This window comes from Cryobacterium sp. Y11 (assembly GCF_002929535.1).
In the GTDB taxonomy this organism is placed as follows: domain Bacteria; phylum Actinomycetota; class Actinomycetes; order Actinomycetales; family Microbacteriaceae; genus Cryobacterium.
In genome coordinates, this window is the sequence record NZ_PJJO01000045.1 from 20,354 (window position 1) to 43,818 (window position 23,465).

Below are 23,465 nucleotides of genomic sequence, written 5' to 3' on the forward strand. Positions count from 1 at the left end.
GTGTGTCGTCATTTAGCTTATATCGGGTCCCCGATGCCGCTCGCGGAGCTGCTACTCACCCCCGCGCACGGGTTGTTGACGCAATCCTGGGCGCCCAGACATCAGCGGTACGGGACCGTAAACGCTGATGGTTTCGGCGTCGGATGGTATGCCTCGGGGGATCCTCTACCGGCCCGTTACCGCCGCGCAATCCCCATCTGGGCAGACGGGTCCTTCGCTGATGTCGCTCGGGTTACCTCCAGCCAGGCGGTGCTCGCGGCCGTCCGGTCCGCAACACCAGGGATGACGCAGGAGGCGTCAGCTGCTGCCCCCTACGCGCACGGGCCCTGGCTTTTCAGCCACAACGGCCGGGTAAAGGGTTGGCCGCAGGCAGTGGAAGCTCTGGCCGCATCGCTTCCACCCGCCCGTCTGCTGGCCCTTGAAGCTCGGGTCGACTCCGCCCTGCTCTGGGCACTTGTCCTGGAACGGCTCGCCGCGGGGGACTGCGCCGGGGATGCGTTGGCGCACGTGGTCAACAGCGTCTCTGCCATCACCGACGCCCGACTAAATTTTCTACTCACGGACGGCACAGTCATAGCGGCCACGGCCGCCGGAGATACTCTTTTTTGGCGAACCGGTCCCGGGAGCGTCGTAGTGGCCAGTGAACCTTTCGATGACAGTCCCGACTGGCATGAGGTGGCGGACAATTCTCTTCTGACCGCCACCGCCGGCTACGTCGACGTCCGCCCAATTCCCAACCTCACGAAGGAACAGGTAGCCCCATGAGCCTCTTTGCCGCCCGCCCCGACATCATCCATCACCTATCTCCGGACTATCTAGGGCGAAGCCTGCGCGCAGACGTGCGCGCAGGACTTAGCGCGTCGCCGAAAACGCTGCCGCCGAAGTGGTTCTACGACAAACTCGGCAGCGAACTGTTTGAACGCATCACAGGCCTGCCGGAGTACTATCCCACACGAGCCGAACGTGAAGTGCTAGAACTCCACGCGGCAGAGATGGCGACCGCATGTCCTGCGGAGACGCTGATCGAACTCGGGTCTGGGTCTTCCCGAAAAACCCCCCTGCTGCTCAACGCCCTGAGAGACGAAGGCTCCCTTCGCCGTTACGTTGGCGTAGATATTAGCGATAGCGCACTGCTGGAGGCCCAAAACGAATTGGCTCCTAGCTTTCCCGATCTTGAACTGCAAGCCGTGACAGCCGACTTCGAGACTCAGCTGCACCTCCTACCTCGGATCGGACGTCGCATGGTCGCGTTGCTGGGCAGCACCATCGGTAATTTTGAGCCATCGACCCGAGCAAGTTTTCTCTCTAACGTCCGCGACCTGCTCGGCAAAGACGGTGGTTCGCTGCTTCTTGGTACGGATTTGGTGAAATCGCCACGCGTCCTCGTTTCTGCTTATGCCGACACGGAAGGGATCACCGCTGACTTTAACCGGAATGTGCTCCGCGTTCTCAACACAGAGCTCGGTGCCGATTTCGACGTGATGGCCTTTGAACATGTGGCAGTGTGGATGCCCCGAGAGGAGTGGATCGAGATGCGGCTGCGCGCCAGCAAACCAATGCTGGTGCACCTGCCAGAGATGGATATGAACATCCAGTTCCACAAGGGGGAAGAACTTCGAACGGAGATTTCGGCCAAATTCCGCCCTGACGGCGTGGTCGACGAGATGGAAGCGGCGGGGTTCTCCGTAGCCGGGCAGTGGACGGATCCGCAAAATCGTTTCGCCATAACCCTGGCCGCAGCCATCTAGGCCGGCCGGGCAACTAACCCCGCCCAACACTTCAGAACGTTCACCGAAGGAAACCAACAAGTCGCTGGATCTCGGCCTCCATGTTGTAATAGTGCACCGAGGCCCGCACCACCATATCCCCCTTTATCGTGTCCCCTGTGGGGGCGTAGTCGACCTGAGCGGAGAACAAGGGTGCCACCGAGACATTGATCCAGTGATCTGCCAAGTTGGCCTTGATATTCCTGGCGCCGTTTCCTTTCACCGAAAAGGTCACGATGCCGCACCTGGTGATCCCGCGGTCGTGGACAGTGACCGAGGGCACCGCCGCCAGTTCAAATCGCAGCTGATCCGCGAGTCCGACGACACGCTCTTGTACAGCCTCCAGACCCAAGGACAAGGCGTAATCGGCGGCCCGTCCGAGGCCCAGCCTTCCAGCAATACTGGCTTCCCAACTCTCAAACCGCCGGGCATCACCACGGACTTCAAACCCTCTGACGCCCGTGGGAACTGCGGAATACCCGTCTAGCATGACGGGCTCCAGCCGCCCTAAGACCGCGGCGCGCACATAAACAAACGCCGTACCGCGCGGTCCGCGCAAAAACTTTCGCCCCGTTCCCACCAACACGTCGCAGCCCAATGACTGCACATCCAACGGTATCTGGCCCACCGACTGGCATGCATCGAGCACGAACATTACCCCGGCAGCACGGCAACGCTTGCCTACCTCCGCCGCCGGATTTACCAAGCCGTTGGCCATTGGCACATGTGTTAGCGCGACCATGGCAACATTTCCACGTTCGAGTTCTCTTTGTAGATGCTCCACGTCAACCTGCCCGTCAGCATCGTCATCGAGCACCACAATCTCCAGGTTGTGGCGGCACGCAATCTGCCGCAACGCAATCACATTGCCGGCGTACTCGCTGCGACCGATCAACAGCCGCGTCCGGGGAACAAAAGGGAAGCTGTACACCGCCATTGCCCAAGCGCGACTGCCACTCTCAGCTAGGGCGATCTCGTTCGGCGCCGCCCCGATCAGCCGCGCCACGGAGGAGTACACGCCCTCCAGCCGATCAGAGGCCTCCTCTGCTGCCTCATAACCTCCGATCTCCTCTTCTCGGCGCAAATAACCCATCACCGTGTCGAACACAGGGCAGGGCACTAGCGAACTTCCTGCATTATTCAGATGGGTCACGCTCGAAACACCACGAGTCTGCCCGCGCACCGCTTCGACATCAATTGACATAACCCCATCCTCCTGCACCTACATCAGGAAGCGACCCCCCACCCACTCCATCCAAACCCATCTGTAGAGCAGTCCCGATGACACTGAGTGTGGCTTCTCTCATATTGTCTGGGCTCGGACGTAGGGATTGTGAGCGATGCTTTCCCTTTACACCAACGCGGGGTACAAGCGCTATGAATCCGACGTCTGGCTTTGCCCCGAGAACACCACTGCCCGAGGGAGTCCTTGAACGGATAGAGAAAGCATGTAACCAGTCCCGCATCCTTCCAGCAATTCGCGCGCGATTAAAACTGCAGGAGCTGGTGGTGTTCCACTGACAGTGTCAGTGCCGGCCGGCATAGCACGGGCTGGAGTCATCGTGCTCCATGAGGTACCTCTGGGACTCTCTGCACCAGTTGCCGATCTCTTCGTCCACCTGGCCGATTGCGGTTGCATTACTGCCGTGCCGCACCTCTACCACCGCATCGACGACCCGTCGTTACCGATAGGAAGTTTAAACAAGCCCGCCAGTGTCACGACACCCTCACGAAGGTAGGGCTCACCTGTGACATCGAGAGCGCTCAGGCCTGGATTCGCGCCGAGGGAGCACAGAAAGTAGCGCTAATGGGTTTCTCTCTGGGAGGTACCATCGCCGTGTGGGCGGCAGCAACACCGCGCATCGATGCCGCAGTCATCTTCTACGGCGCTAGCGTAGCTTCGCCACGCTGGTCGGGCGTCCTCAGGTGCAGCGTTAGAGCAGTGCAAAAAAATTGTTACCGAACGCCACACGACCTCGCGCCAGATACTCGACGAATTCACAAACCAGCCCGCTGATCACTCCAGCGGAGTAAGTGGGCTGCTCCGCGACGAAACTCTCGCTGGCTTCATTTGTCTTGACAATTCTGGCGAAGATGATTGGCTCGTATTACGTGACAATTTCCGGAACAGTAGTTTTACCGTGAAAGAAGGAGGTGGCTCGTGAGCCACTACGCCGTTATCAACCCCGCCACAGGCGAGACCATCAAGACGTACCCGCAGATTTCGGATGATGAACTCGAGCAGGTCATCGCATCGGCTGATCAGGCACACCGAGGCTGGTCACGCAACTCTTCAACCGACAGGGCCGCGCTTCTGCGCAGGGTTGGTGATTTGCATGAGGAGCGCCGCGAGGCGCTGGCGGCCATCATCGTGCGCGAGATGGGAAAGCCCGTCGACCAAGCGCTCGGCGAGATCGACTACTCCGCCGACATTTACCGTTACTACGCCGACAACGCGCAGAAGTTTCTGAAGGACGAACCAATCACCCTTCTCAGCGGTGAGGGTTCCGCTTTCGTGCGCTCCAGCTCTTTCGGTGTGCTGATTGGGGTCATGCCGTGGAACTTCCCGTATTACCAAGTTGCGCGCTTCGCTGCACCGAATCTCATGAACGGCAACACGATCATTCTCAAGCATGCGTCGCAGTGCCCGGAGTCGGCCGCGGCGATTGAGCAAATCTTTCACGACGCGGGCTTCCCGACTGGCACCTATACCAATGTGTATGCAGACAGCGAGCAGGTCGCCACGATCATCGCCGACCCGCGCGTACAGGGCGTCTCCCTCACCGGTTCGGAGGGCGCCGGCGCAGCCGTCGCCGAAGTGGCCGGTCGCCACCTGAAGAAAGTCGTCCTGGAACTGGGTGGGTCAGACCCCTTCATTTTGCTGAGCACCGACAACATGGATGCCACAGTGGCTGCCGCCGTCGCCGGTCGCCTCCGCGGCAATAGCGGGCAGGCTTGCGACGCGGCTAAGCGATTCATCGTGATCGATGAGCTTTACGATGCGTTCACGGAGAAGTTCACCGCCGCCATCCTGGCGAGCTCTCCCAGCGACCCGACCGTCGAGGGTGCAGACTACGGTCCGCTTTCGTCCCTCGGCGCGGCCGAGCATCTTCAGGATCAGGTCGAGCGCGCCGTCGCACAGGGAGCGACCCTGGCAGCCACGGACAAACGCTCTGGCGCCTTCTACCCGTCTGCCGTGCTCACCGATATCACGCCAGACAACGATGCATACCACGAAGAGCTCTTCGGCCCCGTAGCATCCGTCTACCGGGCAGCCTCAGAAGATGACGCCGTCACCCTTGCCAACGCCACTCCGTTCGGACTCGGCTCCTACCTGTTTACGACCGATCCTGAGCAGGCACTGCGGGTCGCCGACCGCATCGAAGCCGGTATGGTCTACGTCAACCTCGTCGGCGCAGACAGTGCAGAGCTGCCATTCGGCGGGGTGAAAAGAAGCGGCTTCGGGCGCGAACTCGGACGCTTCGGTGCCAGCGAGTTCGTGAACAAGAAACTCATCCGCATCGGCTAACCCACCGCAAATCTCCGCGGCCGACGCGGAGATTGCCGTTCAGTCACCGGTGCTGCGGCGTGTGAACATCGCGCGCGTAGCCTCACGGATGCTCTAACGCTCTCGCAGCGCCTCGCGCAGGTCGTACTCGCGCTGTTCCTTAGCAACCGCGAGTTGAACAAGTTAGACCCGGGGTCTGAGGAGGAGCGGTACGAAAAGTCACGCCACGGTCTTAGCGTGACTTTTCGTACCGCTCCTCCCTCGCGACGACCTACTGGGGGCGGCTTGTGAATTAGTCGAATATCCGACGCTAAGGTTTTTGGCGTGTGGCGTTCGGTAACGATCGTTCGCAAGACACTTTGAGACGTCCTCGACGTTCTCGCCATCGAACACGCACACGCAGGGTCAAGAGGAGACACTGTACCTTCGTAACCGGATACTGGACAGCATTGCCCGTGCCGCCTCGGCCGATGACCCGGTCGAACGAACGAAGACACTAACCTTCGTCTTCACCGGCGGTGGATACACCAGGGTTGAGGCCATCACCCGACGAAGTAGTGTCGCAACCGTGACCGTCGAGCGCGATGCGGCCCGGACCGACGCCGGGCCGGAGAGTGCGCGCAGTGATCAGCGCGTCGCCGACCTGCGCCTGACCGAGCAACAACACCTCACCCGGCCACGTTCTGAGCTAGCCGAAACCAGACAGAATGCACGCGAGCAGCACACGTAGACCGATCAGGCCAAGGTCCACCCAAGCAGCTGATAGTCCGAAAAGTATTGGGCCGCCCGCCATTACCAGAACAACAAACGATTAGAGCTTTGCAGTGGTGCGGCGGCCCAGAACATCGCTGGCAAAACCAGGGACCGAAAACTCGAGCATCCCGGGCCTCGGCGCTGCGATAAATCCGCAACGGTGGCAAAAAGGCTCGAGGATGCAGGATGATCCGAGGATCCGCGCAGGAACATCCGGACCGTTTAGGTTGAGTGCTACTGGGCCCGGCTAAGCCATTCGTCAAGACTCGTTGTTGCCAGTCGGTGCGATAAGGCCGGGTCATGTCCGGGGGTGAGGGACGTGTCGTTGACGTTGCCGCCGAAGTATCCGATGGCCGGGTCTGTGACGATTTTGCGGATGTCTCCGGCCTTGGTCAACACGCGCCGTCCGAGCTCAACGATGGGGAGGGCTTCAGGGCCGGCGAGTTCCCAGGTGTTGTTGGTCGGTGGTGTTGTCGCAACTTCGGCGAGGACTTCGGAGATGTCAGCTGCAGCGATGGGTTGCATGAGCACTGGGGAAAGTCGTACCGTCGTCTCGTCAGCGGTTCCTTCAGCGATACCGGCGAGAAATTCGAAGAACTGCGTAGCACGGACGATCGTGTACGGGGAACCGCTGTTCTTGACGATGTTCTCCTGGGCCACTTTGGCGCGCATATAGCCAATGTCGGGCATCCGATCCGCGCCGACAATGGATAACACCACGTGGTGCCCAACGCCCGCGAACTTGGCTGCATCAACGATGGTGCGAGTCGATGTCTGAAAGAACTCCAGCACAGCCTCGTCCTCCAACGACGGCGAATTCGGAATATCAACGACAACGTCCGCGCCAGCAAACGCGTCCGCAACTCCGTCCCCGGTCAGCGTGTTGACGCCCGTGGAAGGTGAAGCGGGGACAACGTCGTGGCCCGCATTGCGCAGCAACTCGACCACAGGCTTACCGATAAGTCCAGTTCCTCCGACGACGACGATCTTCATGTGCTTCCTTTCGAGGCTCTTCAGATTTAAGCGGGTAACGTACGCCTCGCGACTGCAGCCCGCGTATCAGCGAGTACACACCCAGCGTACCCACCGACGTTAGTAGACAGGTTGCGAAACCCAAAAGCATTGCGACCCTGATGATGTGTGGGACAAGTAGGACCCCAGACCTGACACCCTCTCGACAGACGAGGCAGAGACCTCAACCGGGTCACAGTGGATTCCGACCCGCCTACATCCAGTGAAATGAATGCACTCGCCGGATATTTCACTCTTCACAAACCACCCTTATAAGTACTTTTTGAGGGCGCGAATGAGTTGTGCCATTTCGCGGCGCCCAAGATCAGTACTTCGGACAATCGTTTCGGAGTATCGCTCTCGGCGTTCCTTGCCAACCATGACGTAGTCGTTCTCTCTGAGCACTCGAATCGTCTTGGAAATATCAGTGATGCTCAAACTAGTGAACTCACCAATCGATGCATAGTTCGATTTCTCAACCTGACACAGGAACCCCATCACCTTGAACCGCTGAAGAGGATAAAGCACTTTGTTGATCGACTCGTCACTCACGCGCGGCGTCGCCGAAACAACAGCGCCATAAACATCCCCACTACCAACACATTCAACAGGGGCACACCAACAAGCACCCAAACGCTCTCGACGGGCGCATATCGCCACTGTCCGAAAGAGCTCACGATCACAAAAACGCCAGCACCCACCGATACCGAAAACATATATCCGGGAATTACCGGCTCGTTCGTCCGGCCCGAGCGCGTGGCGTAAATCGTGACAGCCATAAACCCGGCAATCACCGCCAGGATCGGACCAAAAATACTGCCCAGCCCCCCCACGACTCCACTACCGTACGCAAGAACAGGCGTAACAGCGATAAAAATAATGTCTCGCCCCGTAAACACTCGAGACGGCCCAGCGGACAGCGCGGACAGACGAGACTGAACTTCACCAGATTCCATTGATCCAAGCTTTCCTATCAATTCTTCCACTACTTGCAGCCTATGCAAGTGTCTCCCAAACTGCAATCGTGGAGTCTTCAAACAGCAACATGCAGATCGGATTCACCGAGTGAATACTCGTCTTTATAAAGTCCCTGGGTGATGAGAGTCAACGCCAAGGTTGGAATCGAGGTAGGCGCAGGAGAGCGCTAGGGCTGATGCGGGTGACGCCTACCTGCACGGCTCCTGCCATCATGTGGCCACATGCACACCACTGGCACAAGCACCTCGGAGACACCGCCCGACCCCAGAGGTGTAACTGCCAGTTAGGCGGCGTCGCCGAGGTACTGCCACCGATTCTCCGGGTTCAACATTCCCAAATCCACCAACTCTCGCGCCGAACGATGATCACCACGCTGATCACCAGAACGCGGATACCGCGGCCACACCCGCTCACCCGGCGCATTTGCGTCACGAAAGAGGGGCCGGCTCGACACGTCCACTCGCTTCGAGCGACGCCGAGGAGCAGCATTCATCGTGGCAACTTCGGCTTGCCACCACTCCCACACCTCCCGCTCGACTCGATACCGATTCGCTCGATCCAACAACAACCCGGCGACACCGATAACGCGAGCGGCCAGGTCACGTAGGTCCCGTTTCGCCCGTGACCACCCCTCCGCACGCTTCACAATCAGTCGGTGACGGCGGAGGCGGCTGAAAATCGTCGCCGTATGGCGAGTACTAACCCCAAGTAAGCGAGCAGCCCTATCAAGGGTCAAGGCAGGGTGCTGGGCAAGGAGCGCGTACACCTTGCCAGCGAGATGTCCCAACCCCGAACGGGTAAAGAGATCATGACGACCATCGGTCAACTGCCGTTCCAACACAGCCACCAAGGAGCTACGCCGACTGAAAAGTTCAGAGGGGGGGCGGGGGTTATTAAATGGTTGTGACGCAACCGTACGAGAAGCTGTGGAAAAGTCCCCCGATAAGCGCCATTCAGCGGCGTTGCCGCTGTCACTGGGCGAGACCCGAACGAGGAAACCGTCCTGGGCAAGGGCAGTAAGGGCCCGTCTGGCGGTGTCGCGGCTCAGGCCCACCATCAGAGCCAGATCCCGGATCGACGCCGCGACAGTACGCTTACCCGTCTGCACCGTCAGGTACGCCACGGCGGACAGGATCGTGCGGCGCGACACCGCCGCTTCGGACTGGCCCCAACGTCCAGGGGAGACCCGGAATCGAGTCAGGAGGTCCTCGACACCGTCGACGATGACGCCCAGCTCCGTCAGATCGGCCGGGACATGCGAGGCCCGAAGCGGCGCCTGCACGGCCGAATACTGCTGGGCCTTCGCCCACTGCCGTTCCAGCCGCGCCGTCGCCTCCGCCGGGGCGCGCGGCTTGCGCGTGCCCCGGCTGGTGTTCTTGGTCCGGTAGTGCTCCATCCCCGGCGCCGACGGTGCCTCCCGCGAAACGTCCGCCAGGGTCCACCCGGCCGACGCGGCCGCGAGCAAGCACATAAACCCCGTCCAACTCGGGTTGCTGCCGCCGTTGACGGTGGCCATGTGGCCTTGGCCCCACGCGCTGAGCGGGCGGTGCGCACTGTAGCGAGTATCAATCGGGCCAGACGGCGTCGTATCCGCCGGCCTCGGCGCCGGCCTCGCCCGATCAAGAACCCCCGTCAAGGCATCAAGATCACTGCTGGTTACTGTCGGCGACAACAATCCTGCCAGAGCGCCACGGAGAACAATCGAGCGGCTACCGTCGCGGTGCGGAGCCAGCGGCGGTCGCGCACCACCCTCCCGCGGGTTACAGAGCATCCCATGGTCCAACGTCACATAATTGGCGTGCGCTGCGGCTGCAAGGGCGGCCACCGCAGTAGCCGGCGCACCCCCCTGCACAGCAACCCAGATGTGGCGGCCACCAGTACCGGAGGATTGACAGACGACGTGTGCGATCCCGAGGCGGTCGAGGATCCCCGAGAGGGCATCACAGTCATCGACAGCGCGCTCCATCAAGTCGGGGGAGACCACGCCAGCTTCTTTGCCGTCGAAGTCAAAACACAACAGACGGAAAATGCCCGCCTCATCGGCCAGACGAACCAGCCACGGTGTCGTGGGTTGCGTCGGCCCGACGCGGAAGATGAGGGGGTAGCTGTTCTCATCTAGACGCCCATAAACATCACGCTTCATCACGCGCACCTGGCCGCGCGGGCTCAACCGACGCGTCACATCCCACGCCGTCAACAAGTCGGAAGACACGCCCAACGAAGTTTCATCTACGGAAACACCGTCAAAACGGTATACATCGGTTACTATGGGGACATCTCCTTCGCTTCAACTCTTGGGGGCGCAAAAGAACCTCCCGTGAGGGCTGGTGATTTTGATTAGCTCGAACCTCGGGCCTGGCAGCATGAGGGTTTGAGCTACGAAACTTGGATAAGCCCGTTGCGAAAGCGACGGGCTTTTTCGTTTAAGCCACGTCTAGGATGGGCAGCTCCTCGTGCTTCTGCTGGACGGGCGATTCTGGCGCGAACTCGGACAAGCCGACCTCGCGGGCCAGAATCGAGGCAATGAAATCGTTGACGCTCATGCCGCGCGATTCAGCACGTTGGCGCACTGCCTCGCTCACGGGTGGCGCGACGCGTGTTAGAAGCGGGAGCCGCTCACCTTTGCTGTAGCGGCCACCGCGGTATCGCTGTGTAGTCATACGATGAATCTATCGGTCCCGAGAAACAGAAACTTGTTGGCAGGCCCGGCGTGTCGGATTTTACTCATCGGATCCTCGCTGGTTGCTGGTCTCCTGGAGACGTTGGCGGAGCTGGACCTTATGAACGATCCAGCGATTTCCGACGTGGTAGGCGGGTATCTCGCCTGTTTGTAGCCATCGGTAGATGGTGGGCTTGGTCTTGTCGAAGAGGTCTATGAGGTCGCGGTAGCTCAGTTCGTCACCGTAGGCGGCGAGCACGTCGACGATGGCCGTGGGGCCGGCAGGCGCCTGATTGCTGGTGGAGTCGAGCCACGCACGAATTTCAGCTTTGAAGATGATCCAGGAGCCGACGACTTGGTGCGCGGGGATGATGCCGCTGTGGAGTCGGGCGAACACGGCGGGTTTTCCGACGTGGAGAATTTTGGCCACGTCGGTGGTGGTCAGTGTCTCTGGGTAGGTGTCCCAGTATTCATCGTCCATCAGGGGCGGTGTCTTTCATGTGAAAATCCGATTCGGATATGCGGCAAACGGTCACCGGGTCGGTCCGTGCTGGTGGGGTGAATATCAGCATTGTTATCCACACCACTTATGGCATTATTCCAGCAGGTCACCCCCGCTTTTATGCCCGGGAGCCTGCATGCCTGATTCGGGGTCATGAATATTGCCTCTGGCACGACTCTGCCGGGCACAATTCCATGCCGAACAGGGTGAAGTATTCCTCTGGATTCACAAACCCCGCCGATGCCGACGGACCGCCTAGGTCCTCACCTGCTGTGAGGGTGTTCACGGCGTCGTTCGTGCTGCCTGCTGTGTTGATGCGAAGGTCGAGGTGGCATCCGGTGGAGGGTCCCTCGTTGCCGACGAGCGCGATCGGCTGACTGGTCGTGACAGTGTCTCCGACTTGTACGGACACGTCGGACAGTTTCATGTGCAGGTAGGAGACGGTGTAGCCGTCCGCTGATTTGATCGAGACCTGGTATCCCGCAATGAGAGTGACGGTTCCGCCGGTGATTGCGTAGATCTGGTCACCGCAGGGGTTTGGGTAATGCTGCAGATCAGCGGCGGGGTGCCAGCTGCTCGCCCCCGCGACAGGACTCTCCCTCGGCCCGTAGTCGCCGGTCATATTGAAACCGGCGCTCAGCGGCAGAGCAACGGCGCCACTGGCGCAGCCACCACCGGCGGCACCGTCTCCGGCGAGAGCGGTCACGATCTGGTCGGCTGCGCCGAAGAAGCTTTCGTAGTGGAATGGGTCGGCGTTGCCCTGCACTTTGTGAATGGCGAGGGTGGGCGCAAGGCTCTGCCAGTCGGCCACGCCGACCAGGCGCTCGAAGAACGCGGTCGCGGCATGGGTGGGGTCCATCACCTCGTCGCGGGTTCCCCACGTTCCCAGGCGCCATTGCTGCTGGAATAAGCCCAGTGAGCTGGTGGGGGTGCCGTCCGGGTTGGTGACGCCGTAAAGATCGTCGCCGAAACCGACGTTCACGAGAGAGCTTTCCCCCATGGCCGTCATTACCCCGAGGACTTGGGCGGTGCGGTCCAGTGTGAGAGCACTCGCTGCGTTCATGATGTGCGCGGCGTTGGTCAGCTGCTCGCCGGAGTACCCGGCGACGGGATCGGTCGGCACCGTCTCGGGGTCGACTGTCCCGGACAGCCCAGTGCACGCGGCGGTCGCTGCCGGGCCCGAGAACACGACAACGATCAACAGGAACACCGTCGCGACCAGCGCGACGGGCACCCCAATGAGGATCAGAGCGCCTGTCCCTTTTGTGTCAGCCACCGTTATCCCTGTGCAGGTCGGATTCGGTCAGCGAGCCAGGGCGCGGACGCGCCGAGGCGGCTCAAGCTGACGGTGTACAGGCCCGCGTCGGTGGGAACCTGAACGATCAGTGCAACCTCGGTGGAGCCGTCCAGAATGGTGCCCGCACCGGTGACCTGGTGCACGGGGACCTGCGCCGGATCCGTTCCTTCGTAGGCTGCCGCGCCTGTCTGGGTCAGTAGCGGGTACATGTTGTTCATCCACGTCGTGGCATCGAGTGTCGGCTGCCCAAACGTCGTCACGACCTTCTCTGCTGTGGTGATCGCGTCGGCCCGGCTGTCCGTTCCCGCTTCTGGCACGGGCAGCACGCTCGCGTCATCGGCGGGCGCGCCCAGCACCGCGGTTTCGGACGGCGTCGACGGTGTACTGGTGGAACTCGTCGGCGGAGCCACGGTCGGCGACGCCGTGGCCCCGGCACATCCTGTCAGAATGAGGGCAGCAGTGAGGTACACCCAGGCGACCAGTGCGCGTGTCACAGCCCGTCCGCGACTGCTGCGGTGACTTGCAGCCACGCTTCACGCGTCGCCGGGGCCAGAGCGTCGTAGTTCAGCGTTCCTCCATCGACCAACGCGGGGTCGTGGGGAACGTCGAGCACGGTGCGAGTCAGGGACGCAAAGTGGTCATGCAACCGGCGGTTCAGCTGCGCATCGGCGACCTTCGAGGGGGAGGCGAGAACGGTGACGGCGTTGCGCACCTTCTCTTCGTGGCCTTTTTCATACAGTCCGTCCACAAGCCACGCGGCGCTGGCGGCGGTGTCCTCACGGATTGTCGAGACGATGACGAGTTGGTCGGCAGCGTCGAGGGCTGCTTCCCAGTTGGAGGCGCGCATGTTGTTGCCCGTGTCAACGACGATGACCCGGTAGAACCGGCTCAGGGTGGTGTGCAACTCGTTGAACGCCTGACCATTGATCGTCGATGATGCCGCCGCGTCTTCGTCGGAGGCGAGCACGTCGAACTGGGTGGAGCCCTGTGAACGAACATAGTTGTCGAGGTCTCCGACCCGGGCACTGCGGAGGTCGTTGAAGCGTTCAAGGTCGCGGAGTAGATCGACGGCTGTGTTGCTGTGGCGGGCGGGCTGCGCCCGCCATCCGAGCGTCCCCCGGGTTTCGTTGTTGTCCCACGCCAGCGTGTAACCGCCACGGTAGGTGCCAAACGTCGCCGCCAGGAGCAACGTCGCGGTGGTCTTATGAGCGCCACCCTTCGGGTTGATGACGACGACCGTTCGGGGCCCGCGCAGGCTTTGCTGGACCCGATCAATCGCGCCCCGGTGCGTGAGCTCCGCTGCGCCCGGACCCACCGAGACAAGGCCGCCCGTCAGCCGGCGCACAGTGCCCTGCCACCCCATCACGGCCGGCCCAACCTGGGCAGCTGGCTGAGATTGCAGAAAGTCCTTGAGCGTCAAACGGGCAACTGAATCCCCTAGTCCCTCAAGATGCTCAGAGCGCTCAGAGCGCTCACGCTGTTCAGGATGGTCTGGGCTCTGAGCGCTGTGGATGTTCGGATCCACGACCAGGCTGGCGGGGTCCACGGGAACGGGAGTGGGCGCGCTTACCGTTGCTGCAGTAGCACGGTCGGAGAGCGCTTCCACGTGGCCGTCGGGGTAGACCGCGAGCAGTTGTTCCCCCAGCCGGTCCCGGGTATTCAACCGAACGGGGCGACCCATGTCGGTGGCCGTCACCGTGACGAGGGTGAGAATTTCTGCCCGCACCGCCTGTTCATCAGCGCCGACCACCGACTGCATCACTCCGTTGATCGCGACGGTTCCCGTTGCATCGGCTGCAACGGTGGCCTCAATCCTGGGGAATATAGGAACGGTCTCGATCATGACGTGGGGCCTTTCTCGTCGTCCTCTGAACCGTGGGCGGAGTCGTCGTTGTGATGACCGATCAGGTACGCGCGCAACTGATCGCGGGCAATCCGCCAGCTCTTGCCGATCTTCACCCCGGGCAACCGGATGGCCGCATCACGACTGGTGAGCAAACAACGAACGTTACGCGGCTCCAACCTCAGCACACACGAGACGTCAGCCACGCTCAACATATCGCCGTAGCGGCGCAACATCGAGTCAGGCCACATCATCAGCGCTGTTGTCTCGTCCACCCTCCGAGCGTAACCGACACATAAGGCATATGAGTGCATAAACGTATAAGTACGCATCACATAGGTAATATGAATACAGGACGCTGAGAACCCCCAACGCGGGGTAGAACACAAGTCTATGTGAATGACACGAATGAGCATGAATCAGAACAGACAGGCAGCGGCATGAGTACGAGCGCAAATCGGTGGCTCATTAGCCCTAACTCATCCAACAAACCCGACACCGCGGCGCCCGTTCCCACACGACGGGACGAGCGTCACGGCGCGACCGCGCCGCAAACTGGCATCCCCATCCCCGACACAATCAACCGGCTGCCCCGCCGCGACGCCGCCTGGCCGGCAACGATCTGGTGGCTCGGCGTCCACGGCGGCGCCGGGGAATCCACCCTCGCCGACCTCACAGCCGGCACGCGGCCCTGCGAACACGCCTGGCCCATTCCCACCACCACCGGCACAACGCATCGCGTCGTCCTGGTGGCCAGGACAAACTACGCCGGCCTCCTCACCGCGCAACACGCTGCCACAGAGTGGGCAGCGAACACGTTAGGCGACGGAATACACCTCGCCGGCCTGGTCCTTGTCGCTGACGCCCCCGGGCGTCGACCCAAGGAGTTGCGCCATCTCGAGCACCTCATCGCCGGTGGCGTCCCCCGCGTGTGGAACCTGCCCTGGGTCAACGCCTGGCGCCTCGGACCCCCAGGCACGACCGCTTCGCTGCCCAAAGAATTCCTCGAACTCTTCACCGACCTCTCCCTCACACCAACACGCGCCCCCACCCGCAACTGAAAGATTTCAATGTCCCTCTCCCTCACAGCCGCCCATGCCCTCACCACAATCGGTCAGCTCCTCACCGCGCTTCCTGACCCGGAGCCGCTGGCCCCACCCGGATTTGAAGCCGTCGGCACCATCCTTGCCTGGGCCAAATGGGTGGGCTTGATCGCCGCGATCCTGGCACTGATCGCCGTCGCCGTGACGTTCATGTTCAACTCCCGCCGCGGCGAAGGCGGCGAACACGTCAAAACATTCGTCAGCATCCTCGTCGGCGTCATGATCATCGGCGCAGCAACCGCACTCGTCGGATTCATCTCCGGCTCCTAACACTGGTACCAATCGCGCGAAGGACTGAGCATGACGAACACCGAACCAAGAAACCCACTCTCACGACCGGGATTCGTCGCCGCCGCAATCGTCGTCGGAATCATCGTCCTCGCCGCGATCATCGTCCTCGTGACGTCGCTCGCCCGCGACACGGGCAATAACACCGCACAACCGACAGATGGCCCATCAACGTCGTCGACACCCACTGCGGATGCTTCCGACGAGAGCGTATGCGGACTCGACGGGTTCGAGAACACGAACACCCTGACTCAAGCGCCCGAAAATGACTGGGAGCTCGTGGGAACTGTTGCGGCTCCGACCGAGCCGGACGGGGCCGGCCCCGCTGACATCATCGACGGGCTCCGCACCTGTTACGCGCACACCGCCGAAGGCGCTCTCTTCTTGGCAGTGAATTTTGCAGCTATGGGAACGGATGCCTCCCTGCGCGATCGGCTCCCGCAGCTGGTCGCACCAGGCCCCGGAAGAGACGCCCTCATCGCGGCCGGCTCAGAATCATCGGGTTCAACGCTTCGCGCGCAAGTGGCGGGCTACAAGATCGGTAGCTACTCAGCAAAAAATGCGACCGTCGATTTGGCTGTCAATTATTCGAGTGGCGAGCTGGTCAGCTTGCCACTCAAACTCGTCTGGGCGGAGGGCGACTGGAAAATACAGATGACCGACGCCGGCGTGCTCCCCCTATCACCAGCACCCATCGCTAACCTCGGCGGCTACACCCCGTGGTCGGGAGCGTGAATCACACGGCTGCCGACGAAGGCTGTGCTCCGGTTGACATCTTCTGTGTAGGCGGTGACGCAATCGGGAACGTCGTTGCGAATGCGTCGAACGATGCTGTTCAGGAGTTGGCCAACAGCGTTCTGGAAGGTTTCGGGAAGGCTCTGGCGAGTATTGGGACGATGTGGGTTGCGGTGCCGACCCCCGTTCTCACGGCCGGTGAGGGCACGACTGAGACGCTAACAGCGCCTCCGGGGTCAGATTCCTTCACCACGATTCTTGGATACGTGACCTTCATCGGGCTCACGCTTGCGGTGTTGTCGATCATCGCCCTCGGCGCGACCATCGCTCTTCGGAGCCGTCGCGGTGAGGGTTTCCGTCATGTGGGCACCCTCGGGGTTATCTTCATAGCGATCTTGCTCGTCTCGGGTGCGTCCGCGCTTGTGGGTGGGCTCTTGGGTGCGAATGCGCCCGAGGGGTCATCGTCGACCGTCGGGTTCTTACAGAACTCGCTCTGGTACTACGTCGGGGGCCTGGCTGTCCTCTCCGTGATCATCGGCGGCATTCGAATGGCGTGGGAACAACGTGCACAGCCGGGCAAGGATCTCATCCAGTCACTGATTACCCTCATTGTGGTTTCGGGGACCGGCCTTGCAATCGTCACCCTCGCTACGACTGCCGCAGATGCGTTCTCGATCTGGATCCTCAACGGCGCGACGGATTGCGACGTGTCGGTCGCTGGTGAATCCAACTGCTTCGGAACAAACATCGCCGTGATGGTTGCTCTCTCCGCACAGTCCGGAATCGGTATCATCGGAATCCTGATTCTCGGCTCAATAGCGCTGCTGATGACCTACGTCCAGGTGGCACTCATGGTGGTACGCGGCGGGCTGCTGGTCATCCTGGCCGGCGTATTACCGCTGACCGCCAGCTTCACGAACACGCAAATGGGCAAGCAATGGTTCGGGAAGGTGATCGGCTGGACGATCGCCTTCATTCTCTACAAGCCCGCAGCCGCGCTCATCTATGCAGCGGCGTTCAGCCTCACCGGCACGGACGCGTTCAAGGATGACGGCGGCGGTATTTGGACGATCCTCACCGGGCTCGCGCTGATGCTCATGGCCCTCATCGCCTTGCCCGCTCTACTCAAGTTCGTCGCTCCCATGACGGGTGCTGTCGCCGGCGGCGGTGCCGCGGGTATGGCGCTGGCCGGCGCAGCGGGCGCGATCGGCGGCGAACTGGCCAGTGGCGCGATCAAGCGCCTGAGTAGCTCGTCATCGACCCCCACCGGCGGCGGTGGAGGTGGAGGTGGTGGCAGCAGCGATGCTCCGACCGGTTCAAGCACGCCCGGCGGTGGCAAGCCCGCGGCTCCGACCCCGACGCCCTCCGGTGCTGGGGGCAGCTCTGCTTCTGCCGCAGGAGCTGGGGCAGCAGGCGGTGGCGCAGCAGCAGCTGGGGGCGCGGCAGCTGGGGGAGGTGCTGCGGCAGGTGGGGCTGCAGCTGCAGCGGGGCCTGCCGCGCCCATTGTGATGGGCGCACAGATGGCGGGAGCCGCAGCCAAGGGCGCCGCCAACGCCGCGAAGGCGGCGGCCGAAGATTCAACCGGACCTAGCGGTTCCTAAGCAGGAGGTTCCTCGATGACAACGCATAGCGCACCGCGCAGCTACGGCAACTGGACGAAACCCAAGACCGCTGGTCTTCTGGGGTTGGGGTCAATCGGTACGGCGATTTTGTTCGTTGGGGCCGGTTTCAGCGTCATCGTGACGATGGCTTCAAACATTCTCAACGGCGTCGTCACGGCGCTCGTGTTCGGGATGTTCCTTCTGACAGTCGCAGTCAAAGACAAGCACGGTCAAAGCCTGCTCATGCGGGCCACCACCCGGGTCGGGTGGATGGTGACCAAGAGCACGGGGACGCATATCTACCGGTCCGGGCCGCTCGGCCGCGCCGAGTGGGGCACAGCGCAACTGCCCGGCTTGGCCGCGGGCTCCCGGCTGACGGAGTGGCGCGATAGCTACAACCGTCCGTTCGCCTTGTTGCAGGTGCCCACTACCGCGGACTATACCGTCGTCATCGCGACGGAGCCCGACGGCGCAGCGCTCGTCGACCGCGAACAGGTCGACGTGTGGGTTGCCGAATGGGGCATGTGGCTCGCCAGCCTCGGCGACGAACCCGGCATCGAGGCCGTCTCCGTAACGATTGAAACTGCTCCCGACACGGGCACGCGGCTCCGCCGCGAAGTGAACAGTCGGATTGATCCAGACGCCCCGGAATTTGCTACGAGCATCCTTCATGACTTGGTGCGGCAGTACCCGGCCGGTTCGGCGACGATCAAGGCCTATGTCGCCATCACGTTCAATGCGGCTGCCCGCGTCGGAGGGAAGAAGCGCACCCCCGATGACATGGGCCGCGAGCTGGCCTCGCGCCTGCCCGGCCTCACGCAGAGCCTGTCCTCGACGGGCGCGGGGGCAACGCGTCCTTTGAACGCCCAAGAACTTTGTGAAGTCATCCGCGTTGCCTATGACCCGGCGGCAGCACGACTCATCGACGACGCGAACGCGGCCGGTGAGCCGCCGGAGCTCTACTGGCCGGAGGTTGGCCCCACCGCCCATCAGGCGAACTGGGACACCTACCGGCACGATTCGGCTCTGTCGGTGACGTGGATGATGAGCGGCGCCCCGCGCGGCAATGTCCCCTCAAGCATTCTGGCCCGCCTGCTCGCGCCGCACCGTGACGTCGCGCGGAAGCGTGTCACGTTGCTCTACCGGCCGATTGATGCGGCCAAGGCTGCGGCGATCGTCGAGGCAGACGTGCGCGCCTCGACGTTCAATGTGCAGTCTTCGAACAAGCCCACGGCACGGAGCATGACCGCAACACGGGCCGCTCTCGCTACGGCGCAGGAGGAAGCATCGGGCGCTGGTCTGGTCAATTTTGGGATGCTCGTCACCGCCACTGTGACAGGCGCCGCCCACGAGGCTGACGCGAAGGCCGCAATCGACAACCTCTCTGCTACAGCCCGGTTGCGACTGCGCATCGTGCACGGCTCTCAGGACTCCGCGTTCGCGGCCGCACTTCCGCTCGGCCTGGTCCTGCCGAAACATCTGCGGATTCCGTCTGAGGTTAGGGAGCAGTTGTAATGCCCGCGATTGATTCCACCCGGCGCAATGCGGCGAATTCGAAACTCACGTCGAAGCCGCGCGAGCTGGCCACGGCCAAGCAGACGAAGGCAGACACGGAGAAGAAGCCCGCTATCCGTCGTCCCGGTCCTCGGGGCTGGTTGGGGCGCGGTCGGGGTGAGTCCACCGTTATCCAGCCGGCAGATGAGTGGCGCGGAACGACCGTGCAGGTGTGCGGCCTGCACCCCTTCTCCGTTGGAACAGGAACCCCGATGATCGGCGTACCGATCGGCCTCCAACTCTTCACCGGCGCGACCGTGTGCGCCGATCCCATTTCCTGGTTCCAAGACGCCGGCCTCATCTCGAACCCCTCGGTGTTTGTGCTCAGCCTGCCGGGCCTGGGCAAGTCAACGCTCATCCGACGGATGGCCGCCGGCGGAGCAGGATTCGGAAACCTGCCGCTGGTTTTGGGCGATCTCAAACCCGACTACGTCGACATGATCCGCGCTCTCGGCGGGCAAGTCATCACCCTCGGCCGTGGCCGCGGGCACCTGAACATCCTCGATCCCGGCGAAGCCACCGCGGCCGCCGAACGGCTGCGCCTCGCCGGTAAGGAAAAGGAGCGTCAAATGGTGCTCGCGGATGCTCACGGCCGCCGGCAAACGATGGTGTCGGCCCTGCTCACGATCCTTCGCAAAGACCCACCGTCCGCCCGCGAGGAAGCCATCATCGACCGCGCCCTCACCGTCCTCGACGACCGCAACGAAGGCATCCCGGTGCTCGGCGACTTGCTGCGCGTGATTCAGGAAGCACCCGCAGAAGTGCGCGCCGTCGCCCTGGACCGTGGCGACCTTGAGCGGTACAAGAAGATCACGGAGGAGCTGGAGGCCTCACTCATCAGCCTCACCTCGGGCGGACGTTTAGGCGAAACCTTCGCCCATCCCACTGATGTTCCCATGATGAGGGATCGCCCTGTTGTATACGACGTGTCCTCGATCGATGACTCCGACACCGACATGCAGGCCGCAATTCTTCTGGCCTGCTGGTCGGCGGGCTTTGGCACCGTGAACATTGCCAACGCTCTGGCTGACGCCGGTCTCGAGCCACGCCGTCACTACCTGGTCGTCCTCGACGAACTTTGGCGGGCGCTGCGCGCGGGAGCGGGCATGGTCGACCGGGTCGACGCCCTCACCCGGCTGAACCGTCAACGCGGCGTGGGCCTCGCGATGATTTCGCACACGATGAGCGACCTTCTCTCCTTGCCGAGTGAGTCCGACCGGATGAAGGCACGCGGCTTCGTTGAGCGGTCTGGCATGGTGATCGCTGGCGGTCTACCGGGCGCGGAAATGCCCATGCTCACCAGCGCCGTTCCACTCTCGCGCGCCGAACAGGAACTCCTCACGTCCTGGCAAGATCCCGGCACGTGGGATACCGGGTTGGGGCGCGAATCTGACCCTCCCGGCCGTGGCAAATTCCTCATCAAAGTCGGCGGCCACCCGGGCATCCCGGTCAAGGTCGAACTGATCGAATCAGAACGCGCCATCAACGACACCAACAAACTCTGGCACCCCGCATCCTCGTTCCCCGAACCCGACGAGTCCAACCCCATCAGTGGACAAGGCAACACCGACGACGCCCGGCATGACGTCGATGGCGAAGCCGACCGCACAGCCGACGAAGAGGACAGCGCGGCATGAGCGCATCGAACAGGCGAAACCAGAACGGCGTAGACGGGCAGACGATCATGCTGATCGTCTGCCTCGCGCTCGTGGCTGTGGCCCTGGGCACCGTGTGGGTGGCCGTGACGTGGGGCTCACAGCTGGACGGGGTCAACTCCGACCTGACCGGTGACCCGTTCGGGCTGTTTTTCGGCGTGCTGGGAGGCTCCGTAATCTGGCCGGCGTCCGGGACGTGGATTCTCGCGGCCACGCTCGTCGCGGTCCTCGTCCTGGGCATCCTCGTCGCCGCAGCGGTCTCGCGTGCCCGGCGGCGGCGTAGCAACGTCGACGGAGCAGCGACCTACATGGGCAAGGGGCGCGATCTTCGCGCGCTGTCAGCTACGGGCGCGAGGGCGACCGCTCATCGTCTCGGCGTCACCGACTGGCTCGGCGTCCCCATCGGCATCACCGTTGCCGGACGGCAGAAGCTCTACGGATCTCCCGAAGATATGCACGTCGACATCTGGGGGCCCCGCACCGGAAAATCCACCAGCCGCGCAATCCCAGCCATCCTGTCCGCCCCAGGCGCCGTCCTCACCACGTCGAACAAACGAGACGTTTTGGACGCCACCCGTGATGTGCGCGCCGCCGGCGGCGGCCGCGTGTGGGCGTTCGACCCGCAACGCATCGCGCTGGAAGAACCAACGTGGTGGTGGAACCCCCTCAGCTATGTCACCGACGACGTAAAGGCCGCAAAGCTCGCCGAGCACTTCGCTACCGGTTCTCGCGCCGGCGACTCGCGCGCCGACCCGTATTTCGACAACGCGGGCCAAGACCTCCTGGCCGGCTTCCTCCTCGCCGCCGCCGTAGCCGGTCTACCCATCACCAAGGTGTTCACCTGGACCACAACGCCCGGCGATGAGGCTCCTGTCGACATTCTGCGCGCTCACGGATACGACCAGATGGCCGACGCCGTCGACGGCCAAGTCAACGGCGAACCGCGACGCCGCGACAGCGTCTACGGAACGGCCGCGCAGATGGCGTCATGCCTGAAGGTCCGCGCGATCGGGCACTGGGTGACACCCCTCGGCGGCAACATGACCGGGGATCTCCGGCCACAGTTCGACCCCCACGCCTTCGTACGCAGCCGCGACACCCTCTACAGCCTCTCCAAAGAAGGCAAAGGAACCGCCGGCCCCCTCGTCACCGCTCTCACCGCAGCCACCGTCGAAGCCGCCGAAGAACTAGCCACAACTCAGCCCGGCGGACGACTAGCCGTTCCATTGCTCGGCGTTCTCGACGAAGCAGCCAACGTATGCCGCTGGCACGGCCTCCCCGACCTGTACTCCCACTACGGCTCACGAGGAATCGTCCTCATGACCATTCTGCAGTCATGGTCACAAGGCGTCGAAGTCTGGGGCAGAGACGGCATGCGCAAACTCTGGTCAGCCTCCAACATCGCCGTCTACGGCGGCGGCGTCAAAGAACCAGAATTCCTCAACGAACTCTCCCAAATGGTCGGCGACTACGACAAACACACAACCTCGACCAGCGTCGGCCGAGGAAACCGGTCAACATCCCACCAAGTGCAGCGCGAGCGCACGTTGGACGTCGCAGACCTGGGAGCTTTGCCCCGCGGCCGCGCCGTCGTGTTCGCCTCCGGCGCACCCGCAACACTGATCGAAACAGTGCCCTGGATGCGCGGCCCCCAGGCTGACGCCGTCCGCGCGTCCATCGCCGCACACGACCCGTCACGCCGCCCGGCGCCGGTCGACGAGCCCCCGGTACCGGCAAACGGCACGCAAGCCGGGTCGAATGAGGCCCCGAAACAGGAGGATGACCTGTGAGCGAGTTCGACGCACTCCGCGACGATGATGATGATGACGACGACACGGAAGCTTCAGAAGAAGCCGTGCCGCAGCTGTTCTACGGATCGTCAGACGAGTTCATGCGCGACCGACTCCGACACATGTACTCCCGCCGCGTCGGCCCCGGCAACGCCAGCTTCCGATGGGCCGCAAACTGGTGGAACTACCCCGAAGCCCTCGCCCGCATCGACGCCCTCTGGCGAGCGTGGGAGCACCTGAGGCTCGACGGCGCCACCGGATCAAGCACCTGGTGGATCGAACACGCCGACCACCACATGCCAATCCTCATGAGCACAGAAGGACCATTCGCGAAATCAGAGGACACCAACAAACCCGGCGAGCCACTGCCCTACACCGCCCCACCAGAAGGGCTCTTCCCCGACATGCGAGCCAACTGACAC

General features: G+C 62.5%; 24 protein-coding genes. 13 read left to right on the top strand and 11 right to left on the bottom strand.

Annotated elements, in window-relative coordinates; translation table 11 throughout:
• Together egtC and egtD are read left to right on the top strand one after the other, a co-directional pair.
• Entirely contained in the window at positions 1-765 is a 765-nt protein-coding gene (gene egtC / locus CXY75_RS02690) for an ergothioneine biosynthesis protein EgtC (RefSeq protein ID WP_104081322.1), read from the top strand.
• On the top strand, positions 762-1,748 hold the full coding sequence (gene egtD, locus CXY75_RS02695; RefSeq protein ID WP_104081323.1) for an L-histidine N(alpha)-methyltransferase: 987 nt from the start codon (positions 762-764) through the stop codon (positions 1,746-1,748). Before egtC ends, egtD begins: the two co-directional genes overlap by 4 nt.
• A gap of 40 nt (positions 1,749-1,788) precedes the next feature.
• Here the strand turns inward: egtD and CXY75_RS02700 are convergent, their stop codons facing one another.
• Positions 1,789-2,970 (bottom strand): aminotransferase class V-fold PLP-dependent enzyme, encoded by a 1,182-nt coding sequence (locus tag CXY75_RS02700; RefSeq protein WP_104081357.1) that lies wholly within the window; start codon positions 2,968-2,970, stop codon positions 1,789-1,791.
• Positions 2,971-3,399: 429 nt separating this feature from the next.
• Here CXY75_RS02700 and CXY75_RS20935 point away from each other — a divergent pair, with 429 nt between their 5' ends.
• The 3 genes from CXY75_RS20935 (at position 3,400) to CXY75_RS19660 (ending at position 6,004) form a co-directional block, all read left to right on the top strand.
• On the top strand, positions 3,400-3,783 hold the full coding sequence (locus CXY75_RS20935) for a dienelactone hydrolase family protein (protein ID WP_369826646.1): 384 nt from the start codon (positions 3,400-3,402) through the stop codon (positions 3,781-3,783).
• A 144-nt stretch (positions 3,784-3,927) separates the two neighbouring features.
• Positions 3,928-5,295 carry an NAD-dependent succinate-semialdehyde dehydrogenase gene (locus CXY75_RS02710; protein WP_104081325.1) on the top strand — a complete coding sequence of 456 codons (1,368 nt, stop codon included), beginning with the start codon at positions 3,928-3,930 and terminating at the stop codon, positions 5,293-5,295.
• A 547-nt stretch (positions 5,296-5,842) separates the two neighbouring features.
• Entirely contained in the window at positions 5,843-6,004 is a 162-nt protein-coding gene (locus CXY75_RS19660) for a hypothetical protein (protein ID WP_158251093.1), read from the top strand.
• 257 nt (positions 6,005-6,261) lie between these two features.
• Here CXY75_RS19660 and CXY75_RS02715 read toward each other — a convergent pair whose 3' ends face one another.
• The 10 genes from CXY75_RS02715 to CXY75_RS02755 form a co-directional block, all read right to left on the bottom strand.
• The gene (locus tag CXY75_RS02715; protein WP_104081326.1) at positions 6,262-7,020 is read right to left on the bottom strand and encodes an SDR family oxidoreductase; all 759 of its coding nucleotides are present in this window, start codon (positions 7,018-7,020) and stop codon (positions 6,262-6,264) included.
• Positions 7,021-7,308: 288 nt separating this feature from the next.
• Positions 7,309-7,590 (bottom strand): transcriptional regulator, encoded by a 282-nt coding sequence (locus CXY75_RS02720; protein ID WP_233201687.1) that lies wholly within the window; start codon positions 7,588-7,590, stop codon positions 7,309-7,311.
• Positions 7,587-8,024, bottom strand: coding sequence for a hypothetical protein (locus tag CXY75_RS02725; protein ID WP_146069339.1), 438 nt, complete (start codon positions 8,022-8,024; stop codon positions 7,587-7,589). Before CXY75_RS02725 ends, CXY75_RS02720 begins: the two co-directional genes overlap by 4 nt.
• Positions 8,025-8,299: 275 nt before the next feature.
• The gene (locus CXY75_RS02730) at positions 8,300-10,228 is read right to left on the bottom strand and encodes a hypothetical protein (RefSeq protein ID WP_233201688.1); all 1,929 of its coding nucleotides are present in this window, start codon (positions 10,226-10,228) and stop codon (positions 8,300-8,302) included.
• 211 nt (positions 10,229-10,439) lie between these two features.
• Entirely contained in the window at positions 10,440-10,676 is a 237-nt protein-coding gene (locus tag CXY75_RS20320) for a hypothetical protein (RefSeq protein ID WP_146069340.1), read from the bottom strand.
• A gap of 60 nt (positions 10,677-10,736) precedes the next feature.
• The gene (locus CXY75_RS02735) at positions 10,737-11,156 is read right to left on the bottom strand and encodes a helix-turn-helix domain-containing protein (RefSeq protein ID WP_104081329.1); all 420 of its coding nucleotides are present in this window, start codon (positions 11,154-11,156) and stop codon (positions 10,737-10,739) included.
• 172 nt (positions 11,157-11,328) lie between these two features.
• Positions 11,329-12,453, bottom strand: coding sequence for a M23 family metallopeptidase (locus CXY75_RS02740; RefSeq protein WP_104081330.1), 1,125 nt, complete (start codon positions 12,451-12,453; stop codon positions 11,329-11,331).
• A 2-nt stretch (positions 12,454-12,455) separates the two neighbouring features.
• Complete coding sequence (locus CXY75_RS02745; RefSeq protein ID WP_104081331.1) at positions 12,456-12,968, bottom strand: hypothetical protein; 513 nt, start codon at positions 12,966-12,968, stop codon at positions 12,456-12,458.
• Positions 12,965-14,317: a cobalamin biosynthesis protein CobQ gene (locus CXY75_RS02750; protein WP_104081332.1), complete on the bottom strand. Its 1,353-nt coding sequence runs from the start codon at positions 14,315-14,317 to the stop codon at positions 12,965-12,967. The genes CXY75_RS02745 and CXY75_RS02750 overlap by 4 nt, the downstream gene beginning before the upstream one ends.
• The gene (locus CXY75_RS02755) at positions 14,314-14,592 is read right to left on the bottom strand and encodes a helix-turn-helix domain-containing protein (RefSeq protein WP_146069341.1); all 279 of its coding nucleotides are present in this window, start codon (positions 14,590-14,592) and stop codon (positions 14,314-14,316) included. Before CXY75_RS02755 ends, CXY75_RS02750 begins: the two co-directional genes overlap by 4 nt.
• A 165-nt stretch (positions 14,593-14,757) precedes the next feature.
• On the opposite strand from CXY75_RS02755, the gene CXY75_RS02760 reads away from it, so the two are divergent.
• Genes CXY75_RS02760 through CXY75_RS02795 form a run of 8 tightly spaced genes read left to right on the top strand, consistent with a single transcriptional unit; the run spans position 14,758 to position 23,462 of the window.
• Complete coding sequence (locus CXY75_RS02760) at positions 14,758-15,378, top strand: DUF6668 family protein (RefSeq protein ID WP_104081334.1); 621 nt, start codon at positions 14,758-14,760, stop codon at positions 15,376-15,378.
• A 9-nt stretch (positions 15,379-15,387) separates the two neighbouring features.
• Positions 15,388-15,690: a hypothetical protein gene (locus CXY75_RS02765; protein WP_104081335.1), complete on the top strand. Its 303-nt coding sequence runs from the start codon at positions 15,388-15,390 to the stop codon at positions 15,688-15,690.
• Between the two features lie 30 nt (positions 15,691-15,720).
• Positions 15,721-16,443, top strand: a complete 723-nt coding sequence (locus CXY75_RS02770) for a hypothetical protein (protein ID WP_104081336.1) — start codon at positions 15,721-15,723, stop codon at positions 16,441-16,443.
• The gene (locus tag CXY75_RS02775) at positions 16,440-18,044 is read left to right on the top strand and encodes a hypothetical protein (RefSeq protein WP_233201689.1); all 1,605 of its coding nucleotides are present in this window, start codon (positions 16,440-16,442) and stop codon (positions 18,042-18,044) included. Before CXY75_RS02770 ends, CXY75_RS02775 begins: the two co-directional genes overlap by 4 nt.
• Before the next feature lie 15 nt (positions 18,045-18,059).
• Positions 18,060-19,559: an SCO6880 family protein gene (locus tag CXY75_RS02780; protein WP_199182340.1), complete on the top strand. Its 1,500-nt coding sequence runs from the start codon at positions 18,060-18,062 to the stop codon at positions 19,557-19,559.
• Positions 19,559-21,235: an ATP/GTP-binding protein gene (locus tag CXY75_RS02785; RefSeq protein ID WP_233201690.1), complete on the top strand. Its 1,677-nt coding sequence runs from the start codon at positions 19,559-19,561 to the stop codon at positions 21,233-21,235. Before CXY75_RS02780 ends, CXY75_RS02785 begins: the two co-directional genes overlap by 1 nt.
• On the top strand, positions 21,232-23,043 hold the full coding sequence (locus CXY75_RS02790; RefSeq protein WP_104081337.1) for a type IV secretory system conjugative DNA transfer family protein: 1,812 nt from the start codon (positions 21,232-21,234) through the stop codon (positions 23,041-23,043). The genes CXY75_RS02785 and CXY75_RS02790 overlap by 4 nt, the downstream gene beginning before the upstream one ends.
• Complete coding sequence (locus tag CXY75_RS02795) at positions 23,040-23,462, top strand: DUF4913 domain-containing protein (RefSeq protein ID WP_233201691.1); 423 nt, start codon at positions 23,040-23,042, stop codon at positions 23,460-23,462. Before CXY75_RS02790 ends, CXY75_RS02795 begins: the two co-directional genes overlap by 4 nt.
• Positions 23,463-23,465 lie beyond the last annotated feature (3 nt).